The 20267-nt window shown below is 58.7% G+C and carries 18 protein-coding genes; 14 read left to right on the forward strand and 4 right to left on the reverse strand.

The window, feature by feature from the left end; all coding sequences use genetic code 11:
• Nucleotides 1-113 precede the first annotated feature (113 nt).
• The 11 genes from CFI10_RS02000 to parE all read left to right on the forward strand — a co-directional run bounded on the left by CFI10_RS02000 (nt 114) and on the right by parE (nt 11125).
• The gene (locus CFI10_RS02000) at nt 114-1415 is read left to right on the forward strand and encodes a homoserine dehydrogenase (RefSeq protein ID WP_206838716.1); all 1302 of its coding nucleotides are present in this window, start codon (nt 114-116) and stop codon (nt 1413-1415) included.
• Between the two features lie 10 nt (nt 1416-1425).
• Complete coding sequence (gene thrC, locus CFI10_RS02005) at nt 1426-2820, forward strand: threonine synthase (protein WP_206838717.1); 1395 nt, start codon at nt 1426-1428, stop codon at nt 2818-2820.
• A 106-nt stretch (nt 2821-2926) separates the two neighbouring features.
• Nucleotides 2927-4654, forward strand: coding sequence for a single-stranded-DNA-specific exonuclease RecJ (gene recJ / locus CFI10_RS02010; RefSeq protein WP_206838719.1), 1728 nt, complete (start codon nt 2927-2929; stop codon nt 4652-4654).
• Between the two features lie 27 nt (nt 4655-4681).
• Complete coding sequence (locus tag CFI10_RS02015; protein WP_091822701.1) at nt 4682-4861, forward strand: hypothetical protein; 180 nt, start codon at nt 4682-4684, stop codon at nt 4859-4861.
• A gap of 9 nt (nt 4862-4870) precedes the next feature.
• Entirely contained in the window at nt 4871-5722 is an 852-nt protein-coding gene (gene nfo, locus CFI10_RS02020; protein ID WP_206838727.1) for a deoxyribonuclease IV, read from the forward strand.
• An 89-nt stretch (nt 5723-5811) separates the two neighbouring features.
• Nucleotides 5812-6684, forward strand: a complete 873-nt coding sequence (locus CFI10_RS02025; protein WP_206838728.1) for an EAL domain-containing protein — start codon at nt 5812-5814, stop codon at nt 6682-6684.
• A 76-nt stretch (nt 6685-6760) separates the two neighbouring features.
• Entirely contained in the window at nt 6761-7393 is a 633-nt protein-coding gene (locus tag CFI10_RS02030) for an NUDIX domain-containing protein (protein ID WP_091822692.1), read from the forward strand.
• Nucleotides 7383-7823, forward strand: a complete 441-nt coding sequence (locus tag CFI10_RS02035; protein ID WP_091822689.1) for a DUF1249 domain-containing protein — start codon at nt 7383-7385, stop codon at nt 7821-7823. Before CFI10_RS02030 ends, CFI10_RS02035 begins: the two co-directional genes overlap by 11 nt.
• Nucleotides 7820-8596, forward strand: a complete 777-nt coding sequence (locus tag CFI10_RS02040) for a metallophosphoesterase (protein ID WP_206838730.1) — start codon at nt 7820-7822, stop codon at nt 8594-8596. The genes CFI10_RS02035 and CFI10_RS02040 overlap by 4 nt, the downstream gene beginning before the upstream one ends.
• Nucleotides 8593-9216, forward strand: a complete 624-nt coding sequence (locus CFI10_RS02045; RefSeq protein ID WP_091822685.1) for a YqiA/YcfP family alpha/beta fold hydrolase — start codon at nt 8593-8595, stop codon at nt 9214-9216. Before CFI10_RS02040 ends, CFI10_RS02045 begins: the two co-directional genes overlap by 4 nt.
• A gap of 13 nt (nt 9217-9229) precedes the next feature.
• The gene (gene parE / locus CFI10_RS02050) at nt 9230-11125 is read left to right on the forward strand and encodes a DNA topoisomerase IV subunit B (RefSeq protein ID WP_206838732.1); all 1896 of its coding nucleotides are present in this window, start codon (nt 9230-9232) and stop codon (nt 11123-11125) included.
• A gap of 85 nt (nt 11126-11210) precedes the next feature.
• Here the strand turns inward: parE and CFI10_RS02055 are convergent, their stop codons facing one another.
• Nucleotides 11211-13298: a hypothetical protein gene (locus tag CFI10_RS02055; protein ID WP_206838734.1), complete on the reverse strand. Its 2088-nt coding sequence runs from the start codon at nt 13296-13298 to the stop codon at nt 11211-11213.
• Between the two features lie 150 nt (nt 13299-13448).
• Here CFI10_RS02055 and CFI10_RS02060 point away from each other — a divergent pair, with 150 nt between their 5' ends.
• Together CFI10_RS02060 and mepK are read left to right on the forward strand one after the other, a co-directional pair.
• On the forward strand, nt 13449-15116 hold the full coding sequence (locus CFI10_RS02060) for a L,D-transpeptidase family protein (protein WP_206838736.1): 1668 nt from the start codon (nt 13449-13451) through the stop codon (nt 15114-15116).
• Nucleotides 15117-15195: 79 nt separating this feature from the next.
• Entirely contained in the window at nt 15196-15792 is a 597-nt protein-coding gene (mepK, locus tag CFI10_RS02065; RefSeq protein ID WP_206838738.1) for a peptidoglycan L,D-endopeptidase MepK, read from the forward strand.
• Here the strand turns inward: mepK and CFI10_RS02070 are convergent.
• The 3 genes from CFI10_RS02070 to CFI10_RS02080 are packed head-to-tail and all read right to left on the reverse strand — an operon-like array spanning nt 15777 to nt 17842.
• Nucleotides 15777-16595, reverse strand: a complete 819-nt coding sequence (locus CFI10_RS02070) for a TlpA disulfide reductase family protein (protein ID WP_206838740.1) — start codon at nt 16593-16595, stop codon at nt 15777-15779. The two genes, mepK and CFI10_RS02070, sit on opposite strands and share 16 nt — an antisense overlap.
• A gap of 39 nt (nt 16596-16634) precedes the next feature.
• Nucleotides 16635-17519, reverse strand: coding sequence for a ChaN family lipoprotein (locus CFI10_RS02075; protein WP_206838742.1), 885 nt, complete (start codon nt 17517-17519; stop codon nt 16635-16637).
• A 2-nt stretch (nt 17520-17521) separates the two neighbouring features.
• Nucleotides 17522-17842, reverse strand: coding sequence for a hypothetical protein (locus CFI10_RS02080; RefSeq protein ID WP_206838744.1), 321 nt, complete (start codon nt 17840-17842; stop codon nt 17522-17524).
• A 166-nt stretch (nt 17843-18008) separates the two neighbouring features.
• Between CFI10_RS02080 and parC the strand changes: the two genes are divergently transcribed.
• Nucleotides 18009-20258, forward strand: coding sequence for a DNA topoisomerase IV subunit A (gene parC, locus CFI10_RS02085; protein WP_206838746.1), 2250 nt, complete (start codon nt 18009-18011; stop codon nt 20256-20258).
• Nucleotides 20259-20267: the final 9 nt, after the last annotated feature.

Genomic DNA, 20267 nt, shown 5'->3' on the forward strand with positions numbered 1-20267 from the left:
ACCGAGGCGGGCGTGCATAGTGCATGGCCCGCCTTTTCGCTATAATGGAGTCCATTTTTTAACCGCCAGCTGGCGGCTGTCTGATCTGACCGAACAATCTGTGAGGTGTTGGCTTGAAACCTGTAAAAGTAGGGATCTGTGGTCTGGGTACCGTTGGTGGCGGTACATTCAATGTATTGACTCGAAATGCCGAGGAGATTTCCCGGCGTGCCGGTCGGAAAATCATCATTGAGCAGATCGGTACACGCAGCGAGAATCCAGCCTGTGACACCTCTGGCATGCAGCTGACTACTGATGTGTTTGAAGTGGCCACCAACCCCGAGATCGACATCGTGGTTGAATTGATCGGTGGCTATGAAACGGCACGCGAGCTGGTGATGACCGCCATCGAGAACGGCAAACATGTCGTGACAGCCAACAAGGCACTGATTGCGGTGCACGGTAACGAGATATTTGAAGCCGCGCAGGAACAGAACGTGATGGTGGCGTTCGAAGCATCCGTTGCCGGCGGTATTCCGATCATCAAGGCGATTCGTGAAGGGCTGGCCGCTAACCAGATCAACTGGCTGGCGGGCATCATTAACGGCACCGGCAACTACATCATGACTGAGATGCGTGAAAAGGGTCGGGCCTTTGCTGACGTGCTGCAGGAAGCACAGGCGCTGGGTTATGCTGAAGCCGATCCTACCTTCGATGTCGAAGGGATCGATGCAGCGCACAAGCTCACGATTCTGTCATCACTGGCGTTTGGTGTGCCGTTGCAGTTCAACAAGGCCTTTACCGAAGGCATCAGCAAAATCACCCCTCAGGATGTGCAATACGCCGAAGAGCTTGGCTATCGTGTCAAGCATTTGGGTATTACCCGTCGCACCGACAAGGGCATAGAACTGCGTGTCCACCCGACGCTGATTCCGCGTGATGTGCTGCTGGCCAATGTGAACGGTGTCATGAACGCGATTCTGGTGGACGGCGATGCAGTTGGCCAGACCCTTTACTATGGTCCGGGTGCTGGCGCGGAAGCGACCGCATCTGCGGTTGTAGCCGATATCGTCGATGTTGTGCGTACCCTGACCGCTGACCGTGACAACCGCGTGCCACACCTGGCGTTCCAGCCCTCCGAGCTGTCCGATGCGCCCATTCTTCCGGTGGAAGAAACCACCAGCGCCTACTACCTGCGTCTGCAGGCCGTGGAGCGCCCGGGCGTGTTGGCCCATGTAACCCGTATTCTGGGTGAGAAGGGGATCAATATCGAAGCGATCATCCAGAAACAGACCACCGAAGCTCAAGTGCCGGTGATCATGCTGACCCAGCGGGTGGAAGAACGGATGATGAATGAGGCGATTCGCGAGATCGAAGCGTTGCCGGATATCCTCGGCGAGATCATCCGCATCCGTGTTGAGCTGCTGGCTGATTGAGGAACGAGCAATGAATTACATTTCTACCCGTGGCCAGGCGCCTAAACTGAAGTTTGCGGATGTGCTGCTGGCAGGTCTTGCCAGTGACGGCGGCCTGTATGTGCCGGAAACCCTGCCGACTTTCAGCCGGGACGAGATCGCCTCCTGGGCCGGTCTGTCCTATGCCGAACTGGCCTTCAAGGTGATCAAGCCGTTTGTGGATGACTGCATCACGGATGCCGATCTGAAGCGGATGATCGACGAGACCTATGACGGTTTCAACCACAGTGCCGTGGCACCACTGAAAGAGCTGGGCACCAATGAGTGGGTGCTGGAACTGTTTCATGGTCCGACCCTGGCATTCAAGGACTTCGCCCTGCAGCTGCTGGGCCGCTTGATGGACCATGTGCTGGCCGAGCGCGGCGAGCGTCTGGTCATCATGGGCGCCACCTCCGGTGATACCGGTTCTGCCGCCATCGAAGGCTGCCGTCACTCGAAACATCTGGATATCTTTATCCTGCATCCATATAACCGTGTATCGGAAGTGCAGCGCCGTCAAATGACCACCATCAAGGCCGACAACGTGTTCAACATCGCGCTGGAAGGCAACTTTGATGACTGTCAGGAGATGGTGAAGGATAGCTTTGCCGATCAGGGCTTCCTCAATGGCCTCAAGTTGGGTGCTGTTAACTCGATCAACTGGGCCCGCATCATGGCCCAGATCGTCTACTATTTCTCGGCTTCACTGGCTGTTGGCGGCCCGCACCGTCCGGTCTCCTTCTCGGTGCCCACCGGCAACTTCGGTGATATCTTTGCCGGTTATCTGGCCAAGCAGATGGGATTGCCAATCGAGCAGCTGGTGGTCGCCACCAACCGCAACGACATCCTGCACCGCGTGATCAGCGGTAATGACATGTCCAAAGGCGAACTGGTGCACACCCTGTCACCCTCCATGGATATTATGGTCAGCTCCAACTTCGAGCGCCTGCTGTTTGATGTCTATGGCCGAGACGGTGCCGAAATTGCCGATCTGATGGCACGTTTCAAGAAGGAATCCGTGCAGCTGGATCCGGCGCGTTGGGAGAAGGTGCGTGCACTGTTCGACAGCCACGCCATTGATGACGCCACTACCTGTGACGTGATCCGCGATGTGCATGCCGAAACTGGCTACCTGCTCGATCCGCATACCGCGATTGGCGTCAAGGCTGCTCGCGAATGCTGGCGTGACAAGTCGGTGCCGATGATCACCTTGGCGACTGCACATCCGGTTAAGTTCCCGGAACCGGTCGTCAAGGCGGGTCTGGAATCACCTCAGCTGCCGGCCCATATGGCCGATCTGTTCGAGCGTGACGAGCGCTTTGAAGTGCTGGCTAACGATCTGTCCGTGGTTCAGCAGTATATTGCTGATAACGCCCACCGCGGCTGAGCCTGCCATACCTGGTCCGCTCGGGCCAGGCACGGGGCCCGCTGCATTGACGGCGGGCCTTTTTGTTTGTGCACTTCCCGCACGCCACAGAGGTTGATATGGCACTATGACTGAACCGGTTATTCAACAGCGTCCCCTGCAGGTTGACCCTAGTCACCCGCGCCTGAATGCTCTGCATCCGGTGCTGGCGCGCGTGTATGCCGCGCGTGGCATTGAGGATCCTGAACAGCTGGGCCGTCGCCTGCAGGAACTGCTGCCAGACAACCGCATGAAAGGCATGGCCGCAGCAGTGGAGCGATTGGTGCAGGCGCTGGAGCAGCGCCAGTCAATCGTGATTGTTGGTGACTTCGACTGCGACGGTGCTACCAGCACTGCGGTGGCAATGCTGGGGTTACGCATGCTGGGCGCTGCTGAAGTCGATTATCTGGTGCCCAACAGGTTTGAATATGGCTACGGCCTGAGCCCCGAAATTGTCGATGTGGCGGCAGTGCACAAGCCAGACCTGCTGATTACGGTGGATAACGGCATTTCGAGCATTGAGGGTGTGGCTCGGGCCAACGCCCTTGGCATCGATGTGATCATAACCGACCACCATCTGGCGGGTAATGAGCTGCCTGCGGCTTGTGCCATCGTCAATCCCAATCAGCCCGGCTGTGAATTCATTGCCAAGTCCACCTGTGGAGTGGGGGTGATTTTCTATGTGCTGATCGCGCTGCGTCGTGCCCTGCATGAACGCGGATGGTTCAAGGCACAGGCGCCCAATCTGGCCAGCCTGCTGGATCTGGTGGCACTGGGCACCGTAGCGGATGTGGTACCGCTGGAGCGCAACAACCGGGCGCTGGTCTGGCAGGGGTTGCAGCGTATCCGTGCCGGACAGGCACGCCCTGGGCTTTTGGCGCTGATCGAAGTCTCCGGGCGCAACCGTGAACGACTGGTGGCCGGTGATCTGGGCTTTGCCATCGCCCCGCGACTGAACGCGGCGGGGCGGCTGGAAGACATGTCGATCGGTATCGAATGTCTGCTGGAGGACGATTACGAGCGCGCACTGGAGATGGCCCGGTCGCTGGATGATCTCAATCGAGAGCGACGTGGGATTGAGCAGGAAATGCAACAGCAGGCATTGGAACTGCTGGGCCAGCTGAGCCTGAATGATCAGGCGCTGCCGTTCGGTCTGTGCCTGTATGATCAGGGCTGGCATCAGGGCGTGATCGGCATTCTGGCCTCCCGAATCAAGGAACGAGTACACCGTCCGGTGATCGCCTTTGCCCCCGGTGATGCCGGTGAGATCAAGGGCTCAGCCCGTTCCATCAACGGCTTCCACATCCGCGACGGGCTCGATGCCGTGGCAGCCAAACATCCGGGGCTGCTGAAGAAGTTCGGCGGTCACGCCATGGCCGCGGGGCTGACCATCGCTGAAGATCAGCTGGATGCCTTCCGAGACGCCTTTGATGCCGAGGTCAGGCGTCAGCTGGACGCCGAGGATCTGACCCAGCGCATTCTGACCGATGGCGAGTTGCCGGAAAGCGCCTTCAGCATGGAGCTGGCCGAGGCTCTGCGCAACGCCGGCCCCTGGGGGCACCATTTCCCCGAGCCGCTGTTTGAGGGCCGCTTCCATCTGCTGCAGCAGCGTATCGTCGGTCAGCGTCACCTCAAACTGGTGGTGATGCCCGAAGGTGGTGCTCAGGCACTGGATGCGATCGCCTTCAATGTAGACACCCTGCGCTGGCCCAATGAGTCGGTACAGAAACTGCGTCTGGTATATCGGCTGGACGTGAACGAGTTTCGTGGTCAGCGTACCCTGCAGCTGATGGTGGATCAGCTGCAGCCCTGTTAATGCCATTTACACACTGGAGATACTCCCATGCACGAACTGACTCTGGAAGAACTGACTGCCCTGCTGAATGTATTCAACCGTGCCGGTGCCAGTCAGGATGCCGTCGAAGCCGATCTGCTCAGCCGCATCAAGACGCAGCATGCCGAAAAGGAAGAGCTGGCGTCGATGGACTTTGACGACTGCCTTGGCGGCGCCTGCAAACTGTAAGGGGACTGCATGTACTATATCGGAGCCCATGTCAGCGCAGCCGGCGGGGTGGAAAATGCGCCGCTGAATGCGGCCAAAATTGGTGCCAACGCCTTTGCTCTGTTCACCAAAAACCAGCGCCGCTGGGATGCAAAACCGCTGACAAGCAAAAGCATCAAGGCGTTCAAGGCCAACTGTGAACGCTTGGGGTTCAATGCCGATCAGATCCTGCCGCATGACAGCTACCTGATCAATCTGGGCCATCCGGAGGCGGAGCCGCTGGAAAAATCCCGTGCAGCCTTTCTGGACGAAATGCAGCGCTGTGAGCAGCTGGGGCTGAGACTGCTGAACTTCCATCCCGGCAGTCATCTCAGAAAAGTCGATGAGACAACTTGTCTGGCGACCATTGCCGAGTCGATCAACCTGACGCTGGCCAAGACCGAGAATGTTGTAGCGGTTATCGAGAACACCGCCGGGCAGGGCTCCAACCTGGGCTTTCGCTTCGAGCAGCTGGCGGCGATCATTGACCAGGTTGAGGACAAGTCCCGTGTGGGTGTTTGCCTCGATACCTGTCACACCTTCGCTGCCGGGTATGACCTGAGAACCCCAGAAGCCTGCGAGCAGACCTTTGCCGAGTTCGAACGTATCGTCGGTTTTGAATACCTGCGCGGCATGCACTTGAACGATTCCAAGGGGACGCTGGAGAGCCGCATCGACCGCCACCACAGTCTGGGGCAGGGGGAGATCGGCTGGGCGCCGTTTGAATACATCATGCGTGACAGTCGTTTCGAGGGTATACCGCTGGTACTGGAAACCATCGAGCCGGAAATCTGGGAGGATGAAATTCAGCAGCTGAGAGCACTGGCTGCTGCCCAGTCCTGAGTCTGAAGCAGCGATCCAGACTGTCATTCAAGTGTCATCAAGATGCAATAGGCTTGCCCGGCTATCATTACGATCGACCGGGGAGCCCAATGTCCACACCGCCACCCTTACCATCCGCCACGCTGCTGGCGGCAGAACGGGCCGAGCTTGAGCAAATTCTGCGTCTGGAATTGTTGGAGCCCGTATTCCAGCCGATCATGGACCTGCGCAGCGGGACGGCGATTGGTCATGAAGCACTTATTCGTGGCCCCCGCGGCAGCATACTGCATGCACCTTCGCGCCTGTTTCAGGCCGCTATCCGTCATGACCATCAACTGCAGCTGGAGCTGCTCTGTCGCAAGTGCTCGCTGGCCCGCTTTGCTGAATTGAAGCCGGGTGGGCTTTTGTTTTTGAACGTAACCGCGTCCCTGCTTAGCTCACCGGACCACCAGCATGGTTTTACTGCCGACTTGTTGCGTCAGCTGGATATTCCGCTGGAATCGATCGTAATCGAGCTGTCCGAGCAGCATCCGTTCGACCATCAGGGGTTGACGCGGGCGGCGGTGGAACACTACCGCAGCATGGGCTTTCAGATTGCGATTGATGATCTTGGAGCCGGCTACTCCGGTCTGCGCCTCTGGTCCGAGTTGCAGCCAGAGTTCGTCAAAATCGACAAACATTTCATCAGTGACCTGGATCGTGACCCGGTCAAGCGTGAGTTCGTGCAGTCAATTGGCCGGATCGGGCGCAATCTGCGCTGCCAAATACTGGCGGAAGGCATTGAGCGCTATGAAGAGATGCGCGCTCTGCAGCAGATGGGGATAGGCCTGGGTCAAGGGTTCCTGTTGGGCATGCCTTCTACATGCCCACAGCCACTGCTGCGACCGGATCAGATCCGACGTCCTCTGCATGTGCGTTCGGGACAGGCCGCGCTGCAACTTTTCCAGCGCATGCGTCAACCGAAGCTGCGCCTTCGCGGTTGAATCCCGGCAGGGCTGGGGTCTGCTGTCTGCCGGTGGTATAGTCGCGTATCCCAACAACGCGAGCTGAGGTGGAGTAATGGCCCCTGTCTGGCAACCCGCATTCAATCTGACCGATGTCCGTCTGGAGCAGGATGAGCCGCTGTATCAGGGATTCTTTCGCCTGCATCGGTTGACGCTCAGTCACCCTCGTTTTGAGGGTGGACGGGTACGTATTCAGCGAGAACTGCTGGACCGTGGTGATGCAGTCTGTGTACTGCTGTACGACCCGGCCCGTGATGCAGTTGTTCTGGTGGAACAGTTCCGTGCCGGTGCACTGACCAAAACGGATGCCCCCTGGCTGCTGGAACTGGTGGCCGGCATCGTTGAGCCGGGAGAGTCGCCGGAAGATGTGGCCCGGCGTGAAAGTATCGAAGAATCTGGCATCGAACTGGGTGAGTTGATCCCGATCACAGGTTATCTGCCCAGTCCCGGTGGCTGCGATGAGTGGATCGAGCTTTTCTGCGCATTGGTGGATGCTCCCGAATCGGGCGGCGTATTCGGTCTTGATGAAGAGGGTGAAGACATCAAGGTGCATGTGATTCCGGCCATTGAAGCCTTTGCGCTGGTGCAGCAGCGGGTGGTCAACAATGCGGCCGCAATTATTGCGCTGCAGTGGCTGCAGCTCAACCATGACCGTTTGAAAGGGTCGGGAGTGGGTCATGAAGCGTAAGTATGTCCCCAACCTGAAACGTCAGCAGGCCGTGGGCGAGGGCAACTACATGCGCTTGCTCAAGCTGTTGCCGGACCTGGATTACTGCGACAAACGCGAGTTTCAGCTGGTGCATGATGGCCACCGTGCGCTGGTACGGCTGCAGGTGGAAGAGCGCTTTACCTATACCACTACCGTACTGGTGTCGCATCAGTACGAAAATGTATCCGAATGGCTTGATGCCCCGCGTCTGGTGGTCAGGCTCTACCACGATGCCCGCATTGCGGAAGTGATCTGCATGCGTCGGAGGCAGCTGTCCGGGGTATATCCCTACCCCAACCGGCAGATGCACCAACCGGATGAAAAGGCACAGCTCAATACCTATCTGCACGAATGGCTCAGCCACTGTCTGGCTCACGGCCAGTTACTGGAAGAGGTGTTTGCCGAATGACTCGGCTGTTGCAGCTGAGTGACTGTCATCTGCCGCCGGTGGCCGGTGAGCTGTTTCGTGGTCGTGATGCAGATCAGTGCCTGATCCGGCTGGTACAGTGGCTGCAGTCCGAGTTTGCCCCCTTCGACCATCTGCTGCTGACCGGTGATCTGGTACACCATGGCGGACCGGATGCCTATGAGCGTCTGCTGCAAATTGTGGCGCCACTGAGCCTCTGTGTGCACTGGATCCCCGGCAATCACGATGTAACAGCCGCGATGCAGCTGGCTGACCACACGGGAAAACTGGGACATAAAGTTATCCACAGCGGAAACTGGACCCTGCTGTTGCTCGACAGCACCTCGGAACCTGATGGCCGCGGCAGCGGTAGTCTGAGCCGGTCCGAGCTGGACTGGCTGCAACGGCAGTTGGCACAGGCACCGCAACGACCCACACTGCTGGTACTGCATCACAATCCGACCCCCACCGGCAGTGTGTGGCAGGATGCGATCCGTCTGGGAAATTCGACGGCGCTGGCTGATCTGGTTGATGCCGCTCCTCATGTACGTGGTGTGATCTGTGGCCACCTGCATCAACTGCAGCTGCTGAGCTTTGCCGGACGTCCACTCTGGTCGGCGCCTTCGACCGTGGTACAGTTTCGTGCCGGCTGTGAACAGTTCGAGCTGGAAACAGATCCGTCGCGTGCCACTCCGGGCGCGCGCTGGTACAGGCTCCATCCTGACGGTCAAGTGGATGCCCATTCGTTGCAGCTGCCACACGAGTTAACCTCATGAACGCGCCGGTTTTTATATACGTGCATGGCTTCAACAGCTCGCCCCAGTCCTGGAAGGCCCGCTGCCTGCAGGCAGCATTTGAGCGGCAGGGACACGCAGCTCAGCTGAGAGTGCCAGCCCTGTCGCACTGGCCGGCCGAGGCGATTGAGCAGCTGGAAGCCGAGATTGCAGCGGCCAATGGGCCGGTCACGCTGATCGGCAGCTCACTGGGCGGTTATTACAGTACCTGGCTGGTGGAGCACAATCCGGCGCTGCGAGCGGTGCTGGTCAACCCTGCAGTCTATCCGTATCGGCTGCTGGAAGAGTGGCTGGGACAAAACACGAACCTCTATACCCGCGAACAGTATCAACTGACAGAGCGTCATCTGGAGCAGCTGCTGGTGTTGGATTGCCCGCAGTTGCAGGACCCGTCGCGCTACCTGTTGCTGGTACAAAGTGGTGATGAAACACTGGATTACCGCGAAGCTGTGGATAAATATGCCGCTTGTGCGCAGTTTGTGCAGCCGGGCGGCAGTCATGGATTTGAACATTTTGAGGCGCTGATTCCGGCCGTACAGGCATTTGCCGAGGGCAGAGTTGAACTGCCCGTGCCTGTTGCGCTGCCGATTGCGGCCCCCTGAACAGGAACACCCGATGTCGAAGCAATATAACGCCGATGCGATAGAAGTGCTCAGTGGCCTGGATCCGGTACGCCGCCGGCCGGGTATGTACACAGAAACAGACCGCCCCAACCATCTGGCACAGGAAGTGATCGACAACTCGGTCGATGAAGCCCTGGCCGGACATGCCAAACAGATCGATGTCACCCTGCATGAAGACGGCTCTCTCAGTGTGGCTGACGACGGTCGAGGCATGCCGGTGGATATCCATCCGGAAGAGGGCGTCAGCGGGGTAGAGTTGATTTTGTGCAAACTGCACGCCGGCGGCAAGTTCAACAACGATAACTACAACTACTCCGGGGGTCTGCACGGGGTTGGTGTGTCGGTGGTGAACGCTCTGTCCAAGCTGCTCAATGTGGAGATCAAGCGCGACGGTCAGGTGTACCGCATCGGTTTTGCCGATGGCGACAAGGTATCCGAGCTGGAAGTGATCGGCAGCTGCGGCAAGCGCAATACCGGCACCAGCCTGCGCTTCTTGCCTGATCCCAAGTATTTCGACTCGCCCAAATTCAGTGTCACCCGGCTCAAGCACAACCTGCGCGCCAAGGCGGTACTCTGCCCCGGCTTGAAGGTTACCTTTACTGATCTCAGCGGCGGCAAGAAGGAGCAGGAAGAGTGGTATTACGAAGATGGGCTGATCGCCTATCTGCGTGGCACCACACAGGTATACGAAACGCTGCCCACCGAGCCGTTCAGCGGCAGTCTGCAGGGGGAAGAGGATGCGGTTGAATGGGCGGTGCAGTGGCTGGCCGATGGTGGCGAAGTCACGGCCGAAAGCTACGTCAACCTGATCCCCACCGCTCAGGGTGGTACTCATGTCAACGGCATGCGCACTGGTCTGCTGGAAGCGATGCGCGAGTTCTGCGAATTCCGCAATCTGCTGCCGCGCGGCGTCAAGCTGAGCCCGGATGATATCTGGGACCGATGCTGCTATATCCTGTCGGCCAAGATGCGCGACCCCCAGTTTGCCGGTCAGACCAAGGAGCGTCTGTCTTCGCGCCAGATTGCGGCCTTCATTTCAGGTGCGATCAAGGATGCCTTCTCTCTGTGGCTCAACCGTCATGTGGAAGAGGGTGAAAAACTGGCTGAACTGGTGATCGCCAGCGCCCAGCGCCGCCTGCGTGCCGGGCGCAAGGTGGTGCGCAAGAAAGTGACCCAGGGCCCGGCGCTGCCCGGCAAGCTGGCGGACTGTTCCGGCGCCGATGCCAGTCAGTCGGAGCTGTTTCTGGTAGAGGGTGACTCGGCGGGCGGTTCTGCCAAACAGGCCCGCAGCCGTGAGTTTCAGGCGATCATGCCGCTGCGCGGCAAGATTCTGAACTCCTGGGAAGTGGATCCGGCCGAAGTGCTGGGCTCACAGGAGATCCATGACATTTCGGTAGCGATTGGGGTTGATCCCGGCTCTGACAAGCTGGATGGTCTCCGCTACAACAAGGTCTGTATTCTGGCGGATGCCGACTCTGACGGCCTGCATATCGCCACGCTGCTCTGTGCCCTGTTCGTACGCCACTTCAAGCCACTGGTGTCGGCCGGTCATATCTATGTGGCGATGCCGCCACTGTACCGCATCGACTTCGGCAAGGAGGTGTACTACGCCCTTGATGATGCCGAGAAAGATGGCATCGTGGAGCGGATCCGTGCCGAGCGCAAGAACGCCAAGATCGGCGTACAGCGTTTCAAGGGGCTGGGCGAGATGAATCCGCTGCAGCTGCGCGAGACCACCATGTCGCCCGATACCCGCCGGCTGGTGCAGCTAACGCTGGACAGTGGCGATGACACCATGGAGATCATGGACATGCTGCTGGCGAAAAAGCGCTCGCCCGATCGCAAGCGCTGGCTGGAACTGAAGGGCAATCTGGCTGAGGTGGTGTAGCCACCGTTCAGCCAGAACCGACGCGGACAGCCAAAACAGAAACGCCGGGCGATTGCCCGGCGTTTTGCATGGTGCACAAGTCTGGTTATTCCGGAATGTAGTGCAGCAGCGTTTTGCCCTGTTCGCCGTCGAACAGGCAGCGGAAGCCGTTGTCAGCCGGAATCAGCATACACTGGGTGTCGATCGCTTCGGCCGGAGCCCATTCCTGAGAGCAGCTTTCGCGGTTTTGCGCATCAATGGTGCTGATCTTCAGCGTACGGCCTTCAACGTTCCAGTTGTAGTTGCTCTGATAGAGCTCGCAGTCCATGTCAGCATAAACGTAACGTCCTGTGCCATCCTTGCGAATCTCTTCGTAACCAGCCTCTTCACCCACTTCACATTCGAAGGTTTTGTCGACCACTACAAAGTTGCCAACGGGATCGATTGCGTCACGGTTTCCGGTTGCCAGGCGCATATCCATATCGGTCACCCAGCCCTGAGCGTTGATATCGGAGTGGTAACCAATACTGCCGGCTTGAGCACGCAGCAGCTCGGACAGTTGCACCTGAGAAACACAGCCGGTTTCTGTACCGGTATCCATTTGTGCAGCGATGGGGGCTGGAATCTGATCCACCAGATCTGCCAGACGAGGATAATTGATGCTGAGGCTGTTGAGCCCGTTGGCGTCCAATGACTCTGCCCCGATCTTTTCCACGGCCTGCTGAGCCTTTTCACCCTTGAACACGACAATGTGGTTGCCCTGAATACCAGCATTGACGCTAATGCCAGGGGCAACAAACGACAGATCCAGCTCTTTCAGGCTGCCATCCTGTGGAATACTGATCATACGGCCAAATGGCGTGCTGCCGAGCAGGGACAATAACGGTTGAGGGTTGGCCGTGGCGATACTGAGCAGGAAGTCATACTGCTCTGGAATCGGTTGGGTCGGGCTTAGTTGCAGATCATATAGCGAGAAACCGGCTCCCGATGTGCCTTGTGCCATGCCGGCAAACAGCCCCATCATTGCCGGGCTGACATTCGCCATCTGCTGTTGAGCGCTGACCAGCTGAGGGCAGCTGAAGTCAGCTTGGGTAAACTGATTCCATAGAGCAGTCGTGGCAGGGACCAGGTTATCAATGTTGAGACCAAGGCCCAGTCCGAGAATCTGGTTTTCGACCTCACGGCTGTGTGCCGGGATATGGCCTCTGAGCTTGCTCAGGTTCTCCACAACGGCACCGTTTTTCAATTCCAGTATCGAACGACTGTTCAATTCGCTGCCGGATGTTGGGCCCGTATTGCCCGCCACCAGGCGTGGCATCTGTGCAATAAGCGCCACCAACTCGTTGCGACAGCTTGCTTCCAGCTGCTGCTCGATCGACTTGCCGGATGAGGCTTGAATGACCGGGTGCAGCTGGCGTGCCAGCGAGTTGCTGCCAGGTTCCAGAATGCCACGGGCCAGTCGTTCCAAGTGGATGAGGGCGGTCATGCTCTCGTCAAGACCATGTGTTTTTTGAATTTCCTGGAGTTCGCCGCTGTCAGCCAGTGACTGCTCAGGCAGATCCAGAGCCATGCGCAGGCGTTTGGCGGCCAGGTCATCGCTGTAGATGAAAAAACTGATCGTGGCAACGCCGTCTTTGACGCGAACAGCCAGATCCACGATACGATCCTGTTCGGGATTGAGTCGCCAGGTGCGTACGGTAGTGTCACCCAACTGTGTGTCAGTGGACGACAGCCCGCTGGCGGCCGAGGCTTCATCCAACGGTGCCCAGAAGGTGGCTTCGTCCGTCACGCCTATGCGGATCACTGGTACCAGGCCGTCCATGTAGATCGCCTGTGGGCGTGCCAGGTCAAAGCCGTAGTGGTCCACCAATGTACCGTAGGTGGTGGAGTGGGTAAGCAGATCGGCCAGCAGGTGGCGCGCAAAGCGGGCGGCAGGACTGTCTTCCCCTGCGTTGTGCAGCTCCTGAATCAGTTCGCTCAGCTCACTCTGCGAGACCGGCATCAGCGGGGTATCGCGCATTTGCTGCATCAGTGCGGGATCGGCACTGCCGCCAAGATACATAACCGTATCAGCCGGTACGTGTGCCGTCATCTCGGTCGGGCCTCCTCCGGCGCCCCCCAGCCAGCCCTGCTGCCAGGCCAGTCCACCGCCTGCAACCACGACCAGTACACCCGCCCCTATCCATTTCTGCATTTTTGACTCCTTCAATTACGGCTTGCGTGAAAATAACCGCCAGAACCCTTGGGTGCCGGGGTATGTAAAGGTGTATCAGCATATCACTAACCGAAAACAGGCTATAGTGATGAAAGGCAAATACCGAACGAGGTCGAGATGTTGCGAGCTGTGAGTCAACGTCTGTCTGCATTGCTGCTGTTATGTGTGATCGCAATGCCGTTACAGGCTGCAGAATCGGTTGAAGAGCACCTGCAGCAGTTGCTGCAAACGGGTGCTGCAGGTGAGCTGCCGGCAACCGACAGGCTTGACTGGCCGGCGCTGCAGTCTCTGTATGAGCGCTCCGGCGGGCAGCTGCTGTGGAGCAATGCGCGTGGCGAAGCGAAAACGGTGATGCAACAGGAGCTGGAACACTGGATCCGGGCATCACTGCAACATGGGTTTGATCCGGCACATTATCAGTATGCGCGACTGCAGCAGCCGTTTTCGGCCGGGTCGGCCATGAGCCCTGAACCGGTATTGAATGACCTTTTGTTGAGTGACAGTTTCATGCGTCTGGCGCGGGATATGGCTGGCGTGACCCCTTCTGCCGAAGAGCACGACCGGCTGTGGCGTTTCCAATCCCGTACGCTTGATGCAGTTGACCTGTTGCTGCAGGCCGCCGCGGCGGAAGAGGTGGGGGCAACCCTGCATGCACTGCTGCCCCAGTCAGCCGAATATCAGCGTCTGGTTCAACACTATACGCAGCTGTTGCAGCGGCATGAGCGCGAGACATGGGTGGCGCCGGATTTGAGCATGAATGGCCTGCTGCGCACGGGGGCGAGCCACTCTGTGGTTGTGGGAGTGCGTGAGTTATTGATTCGCAAGGAATTGTTGAGCTCGGCAGAGAGTTCGTTTGAGCCGCAGGAGGTCTATACCCCACTGGTTGTGGATGCGGTAAGGGCGTTCCAGCAGCAGCAGGGACTGGAACCCGACGGTATTCTGGGGCCTGCGACCCGCGCAGCGCTACAGCGCTCGCCGGAGCAGCAGCTGCAGCAGGTACGGGTCAACCTGCAGCGCTGGCGCTGGCTGCCAAGGGACCTGGGCGAACGTTACCTGCTGGTCAGAACCGGGACCTACTCAATGACACTGGTTGAACAGGACAAAGCGGTGCAGCAATACCGAATTATCAGTGGTCGTCCGCACCGTCCTACCCTGTCGTTCGAGTCGGACGTGGACCACCTTATCATGCACCCACCCTGGACGGTGCCCTTCCGCCTGGCTGTTGAGGATCTGTTACCCAAGCAGCGAAAGGATCCCGACTATTTTGCTCGCCAACAGATCGAGGTACTGCAGAAGGTGGATGGCAACTGGCAGCCGGTTGACCCCGAGGGGATTGATTGGGAGAGTCTGTCGCGCCGAAATTTTCCATATCTGTTGCGGCAGCGCCCCGGCCCCTTGAACAGCCTGGGGCGTATACGCTTCGGCATGTCAAACCCCTACAGTATTTACCTGCACGATACACCGCAGCAGACGCTGTTCGAGTCCACCGAGCGGGCGTTCAGCTCAGGCTGTATTCGAGTGGACGAAATTGAAGACCTTGCCCAGCGGCTGCTGGGTGAGCGCTCTTTGGAGCAGGCATTGAACATCTCCCGCACCCACACGCTCAGGCTTGAGCGGCCGCTGCCGGTATATCTGGTTTATCTGACCGTCTGGGTGGATGAGCAACAGCAGGGGCACTATCACCCCGATGTGTACGGGCTGGACTGGCAGTTGCAGCAGGCATTGGGGCCGCTGCCGGACATGCCTGATCCAAAGGCCGAGCCAGGTGCGCTGGCACAAACTGTGCTTAAAGAGTAGCCAACGGCAGGACTATTGGGTAAAATTCGACCAGATTTGTTTATTAATCATACAGTTGTCAATTTTACCGAGGTGCTGCATGCTGTTCACCCCACGCCAGATCCGAACGGATGCCGAAACGGCACCGGAGTGTCGTCAACGTCGCCGTCTGTTGACCGGGCTGGCTCTAACGGCAGCGGCACTGCATGTGCCACAGGCGGCAGCCAATATCCGGCCGCTGTTTGAACGTAAGCTCCAGTTCAGCCATCTGCATACCGGTGAGCAACTGAAAACCACGTATTGGGCAGAAGGGCGCTACCTCAGCTCCAGCTTGGACGAGATCAACTACCTGTTGCGTGATTTCCGCACCGGCGAAATTCATCCGATAGATCCTCGGCTGCTGGACCTGTTGCACACCATCAGGGTGGAGAGCGGCAACATCAACAACCCGTTCGAGATCGTGTCCGGCTACCGCTCACCGAAAACCAACAATCAGCTGCGCACCAGTGGTGGCGGTGGTGTGGCCAAGAAGAGCCTGCATATGCAGGGCAAGGCGATCGATATCCGTCTGCCCGGAACATCACTGAAAGAGCTGCACCGAATCGCGTGCGAGGCGAAGGTTGGAGGGGTCGGTCTCTACACCAGCTCCAATTTTGTCCACATCGATACCGGCAACGTGCGCTACTGGGGCAGCTGAGCGCGGATGGCGGTCAGCTTGTCCTTCAGGCTGGCCGCTGACAGCTCGCCCAGATGAGAATCCTGTAACCGTCCCTGTGCATCGATGAATAGGGTTGTGGGCAGAGCGCGAGAACCATAGTGCGCGCCCAGCTGGTTCTGCTGGTCCAGCAGCACGTTGTCCAGCTCGATATTCAGCTGCTGCAGAAATCCTTTCACACTCTGTGCATCTTCTCCAAGATTGGCGAACAGAAAATGTACATCCGGTAATGACCTCTGGGCTTCGGCCAGTACGGGCATCTCACGCACACAGGGCGGGCACCAGCTGGCCCAAATATTGATCACGATCGGTTCACCGCTGAACTGCTGCAGGTTCACGGCCTCTCCGCTGAGCGTGTTGAAGCTCAAGGGTGGCAGCGCTTCAGTCGTTTTGTGCAACAGCTGCAACGGCAGTGCAGTGGCGGTCCAGAACAGTGCGCCGCTCACCAGCCCGATGCTGAGCGGGCGTCGCATTGCAGGCTGGCGTAGCCAAAAAAACAGGGCACAAGCCAATCCGGTTGTCAGACCACTGACCCACCAAAACCCACCGTCGCGAATATCGAGGATCTGCACCGGCTGCGACAGGTACTCATCGGCATACTGCAGCACAAACCCCAGCCGTGCCCCGATCAGCCCCAGCAGCAGGGTAATGAACAGGGCGCTTTCTGGATTCCTGCCACCGCGGCGACTGCTCACCCAGCCGGCAAACAGGGCAACCAGAAAGGCGATCAGCAGGGCAAGGCGGTCTGCCGAGATGGCAAAGGGACCGATGGACAGTGACAGCATCGCAGACTCCATGGCGAAAATGATTGGTACAGTGACCCGTCAGGATCCGGAAGATTCCGTTTTTCGATGCGAAGACTGCAGCTCAGCACAGTAATCGCGCTCGGCAATGGCATCGGTGAACATCAGATAGTCAGCGGCTACAGGTGCCCCGGGATAACTTTCCGGCAGATAGTCATAGGGTTCGTGGCGTCCCTCCTGTACCGATGTCAGCAACACAGAGACCGCCGGTTTCTCAAGCCAGAGCGGAATCCCCAAGTCATGTCGGGCGTGAATGGTGCCGGTCAGCATGACACCGCTGAGTGCTTCAAGCTGTGCCTGATCAAGACGCTCGGCCATCTGCTGGTCCCGGGCCAGTTGCACCTGCCGCATCCCCTCCAGCGAGTCTTTGGGAAGCTGACCACAATGGCTCTCGAACAGCAGTCGACGCATGTAGTTGGCGTGCAGTTCTCCCATGTCACCGGAGGGTGCGCCCTCTTGATAGGCACTGCGTTGCTGTTCACGGGTCAGGTCGGTACCGATGACGGCGGGTGCTCGGTCGAGTGACAGGCGGACCACATCGGCATACAGCGGCCAGTTCCAGCCCGCATTCCAGTTCAAGCTATCTGGTGTGGCGGTGCTGCCACGCATCAGTGCCTGATCCAGCAGGGGCTGTTGCACTGTTGTTGCCATCTCCAGAGCGACGGCGCCCAGCTGGCCACGATCGGCAAGACCTGCTATCCAGCGCTGTTGCAGTTGATGGTGGTGCGGATTGTCGTGCTGCTCGCCCAGCAGTAACCAGCCATCCGTGGGCAGTTGAGCGAAAAGCTCAGCCTCGGATACAAAGCGTTGCTCGGACAAGCGCCAGAGCTTGCCGCTCAGCGGATGCTCAGCCAGCGCCGGCAACGACAGACCAAGGGTCAGCAACAGCATGGTGAGTCGACGCATCACTACCCCCGGCCCTTCACATCCAGATAATCCCGCTGAATAACGGTTTCAAGCGCGTTCATGGCCGCCACCAGCTCATCGAAGTGTTCACGGCAGGCTTTCAGTTGCTTGATCTGGTCAGATGACGGTGCGTTACCGCCACTGATGTTGGCGATGTCGATCAATTCACTGATATAGGCCGCACGGGCATGCGCCACCATCGACAGTACAGGCTTCAGGCTGTCCAGACTCAGCTCGGGAATCTTCGGGTTGATGATTTCACGGTTGATATCGCGGCGCTGTTTTTCCAGCTCCAGCAGCAGGCGATTGTTGTCCTGTGACATGGGCGGTTCCTTGATGGTTGATCCGTTTCTTTTATCCTATACGCAAAAATGCACGGACGGGAGCGCTCAGGATGCGCTTTTCCTGTCGAGCTGGCATACTCCCTGCCAATCTGCAGGCTAAAGCAGCGGCCTGCGCTAACGGAATCCAGTGTTCAAGGATCAGTTGATGAGTGTAGAGACCACCTTTGACGGTGATACTGAAAAACTGTCACTGCGCGACTTTACCGAGAAAGCCTATCTCGACTATTCCATGTACGTCATCCTCGATAGGGCACTGCCCAATATCGGCGATGGCATGAAACCGGTACAGCGCCGTATCGTTTATGCGATGTCGGAGCTGGGGCTGAAGGCCACGGCCAAGTACAAGAAGTCGGCCCGTACCGTGGGTGATGTGCTGGGCAAGTTTCACCCCCATGGTGATTCGGCTTGCTATGAAGCGATGGTGTTGATGGCACAGCCGTTCAGCTACCGCTACCCGCTGGTAGATGGTCAGGGCAACTGGGGCTCGCCGGATGATCCCAAGTCATTTGCCGCCATGCGTTATACCGAGTCGCGGCTGGCGCCCTATGCTGAGCTGCTGCTGAAGGAGCTGGCGCAGGGCACGGTGAACTGGGTTCCCAACTTTGACGGCACCATGGACGAACCGGAAGTGCTGCCGGCACGGCTGCCCAATGTGCTGCTCAACGGCGGTACCGGGATCGCTGTCGGCATGGCAACCGACATTCCCTCGCACAATCTGCGCGAGGTGGCTTCCGCCTGCTGTCATCTGTTGGATTATCCACAGGCTACGCTGGAAGATCTGTGCAACATCGTGCGTGGTCCGGATATGCCCACCGAGGCAGAGATCATAACGCCGCCGGCGGATCTGCGTCAGATCTATACCACCGGGCGCGGCAGTTTCCGCATGCGTGCGATCTGGAGCCGGGAAGATGGCGAAGTTGTGGTGACGGCGTTGCCGGCGCAGGTATCCGGGGCCAAGATTCTGGAGCAGATTGCTGCCCAGATGCAGCAGAAAAAACTGCCGATGGTGAGTGATCTGCGTGATGAATCCGACCACGAAAATCCCACCCGTCTGGTAATCGTACCGCGCTCCAACCGGGTCGACTGCGACCAGTTGATGGCGCACCTGTTTGCCACCACGGATCTGGAGCGCAGCTACCGCGTCAACCTGAACATGATCGGCATTGATGGCCGACCGCAGGTCAAGGACCTGCGCCAGATCCTGACCGAGTGGCTCAGCTGGCGGACCAGCGTGGTACGTCGACGACTGGAATACCGGCTGCAGAAGGTGCGCGATCGCCTGCATATTCTTGAAGGCCTGATGGTGGCCTACCTCAATATTGATGAGGTGATCGCCATCATCCGGGAGGAGGAAAAGCCGAAAGATGAGCTGATGCGCCGTTTTGGCCTGACCGATGTGCAGGCCGATTCGATTCTTGATCTCAAGCTGCGTCACCTGGCGCGACTGGAAGAGATGAAGATCCGGGGCGAGCAGGACGAGCTGAGTGAAGAGCGCCAGCATCTGGAGGAAACCCTGGGCTCGGATGAGTTGATGCGCAAATTGATCCGGGAAGAGATCGAAGCGGCGGCAGAGGAGTTTGGTGACGAACGCCGCTCGCCGCTGGCCGAGCGCGGCGAAGCGCGCGCCTTCAGCGAAAAGGACCTGCTCAGTGCCGATCCGGTGACGGTGGTGCTGTCCAGGCAGGGCTGGATTCGCGCAGCCAAGGGGCATGATATTGATGCCGGTGGCCTCAGCTACAAGTCCGGTGATGGCTTTAAACTGGCCTGTGCCGGGCGAATGAACCAGCCCACCGTTTTGCTCGATTCCACTGGGCGCAGCTATACCCTCGACACTCACGCCCTGCCTTCGGCACGGGGACAGGGCGAGCCGGTGACCGGTCATATCAGCCTGCCCAAGGGCGCGGTGGTGGATGCACTGGTCTGTGGTCGTGACGAGGATGCGGTGCTGCTGGCGTCGGATGCAGGTTATGGCTTTGTCACCCGGGTTGATCAGCTCACCAGCAAAACCAAAAACGGCAAGGCCGCCCTGACCCTGCCCAAGGGAGCGAAGGTGCTGCAGCCGGTGCTGGTGCCGAGCGGTGACGCGTTACTGGCGGCGATCAGCAGCGAAGGGCGGCTGCTGGTGTTCCCGGTATCAGAGCTGCCCGAGCTGGCGCGCGGCAAGGGCAACAAGATCATCAACATTCCTTCGGCGCGTGCCGCCAGCGGAGAAGAGCTGATGACCCATATCATGCTGCTGGGGCCTGAGGATACGCTGATGGTGCATGCCGGTCGCCAGCACCTGAAGCTCAAGGGAGCCGAACTGGAACACTACCGTGGTGAACGCGGCCGTCGCGGCAACAAGCTGCCGCGGGGGTATCAGCGGGTTGATGGTATGGAGGTCATCAGCGACTGATAGCTTGCC

This window comes from Marinobacterium iners (assembly GCF_017310015.1).
Classification (GTDB): Bacteria; Pseudomonadota; Gammaproteobacteria; order Pseudomonadales; family Balneatricaceae; genus Marinobacterium; species Marinobacterium iners.

Coding starts and splice junctions, on each gene's coding strand:
- parE (WP_206838732.1), top strand. CDS start 9,230: ATGTCGAAGCAATATAACGCCGATGCGATAGAAGTGCTCAGTGGCCTG.
- CFI10_RS02075 (WP_206838742.1), bottom strand. CDS start 17,519: ATGCGTCGACTCACCATGCTGTTGCTGACCCTTGGTCTGTCGTTGCCG.
- CFI10_RS02030 (WP_091822692.1), top strand. CDS start 6,761: ATGGCCCCTGTCTGGCAACCCGCATTCAATCTGACCGATGTCCGTCTG.
- CFI10_RS02080 (WP_206838744.1), bottom strand. CDS start 17,842: ATGTCACAGGACAACAATCGCCTGCTGCTGGAGCTGGAAAAACAGCGC.
- CFI10_RS02070 (WP_206838740.1), bottom strand. CDS start 16,595: ATGCTGTCACTGTCCATCGGTCCCTTTGCCATCTCGGCAGACCGCCTT.
- thrC (WP_206838717.1), top strand. CDS start 1,426: ATGAATTACATTTCTACCCGTGGCCAGGCGCCTAAACTGAAGTTTGCG.
- CFI10_RS02045 (WP_091822685.1), top strand. CDS start 8,593: ATGAACGCGCCGGTTTTTATATACGTGCATGGCTTCAACAGCTCGCCC.
- CFI10_RS02040 (WP_206838730.1), top strand. CDS start 7,820: ATGACTCGGCTGTTGCAGCTGAGTGACTGTCATCTGCCGCCGGTGGCC.
- recJ (WP_206838719.1), top strand. CDS start 2,927: ATGACTGAACCGGTTATTCAACAGCGTCCCCTGCAGGTTGACCCTAGT.
- CFI10_RS02025 (WP_206838728.1), top strand. CDS start 5,812: ATGTCCACACCGCCACCCTTACCATCCGCCACGCTGCTGGCGGCAGAA.
- nfo (WP_206838727.1), top strand. CDS start 4,871: ATGTACTATATCGGAGCCCATGTCAGCGCAGCCGGCGGGGTGGAAAAT.
- parC (WP_206838746.1), top strand. CDS start 18,009: ATGAGTGTAGAGACCACCTTTGACGGTGATACTGAAAAACTGTCACTG.
- CFI10_RS02035 (WP_091822689.1), top strand. CDS start 7,383: ATGAAGCGTAAGTATGTCCCCAACCTGAAACGTCAGCAGGCCGTGGGC.
- CFI10_RS02015 (WP_091822701.1), top strand. CDS start 4,682: ATGCACGAACTGACTCTGGAAGAACTGACTGCCCTGCTGAATGTATTC.
- mepK (WP_206838738.1), top strand. CDS start 15,196: ATGCTGTTCACCCCACGCCAGATCCGAACGGATGCCGAAACGGCACCG.
- CFI10_RS02055 (WP_206838734.1), bottom strand. CDS start 13,298: ATGCAGAAATGGATAGGGGCGGGTGTACTGGTCGTGGTTGCAGGCGGT.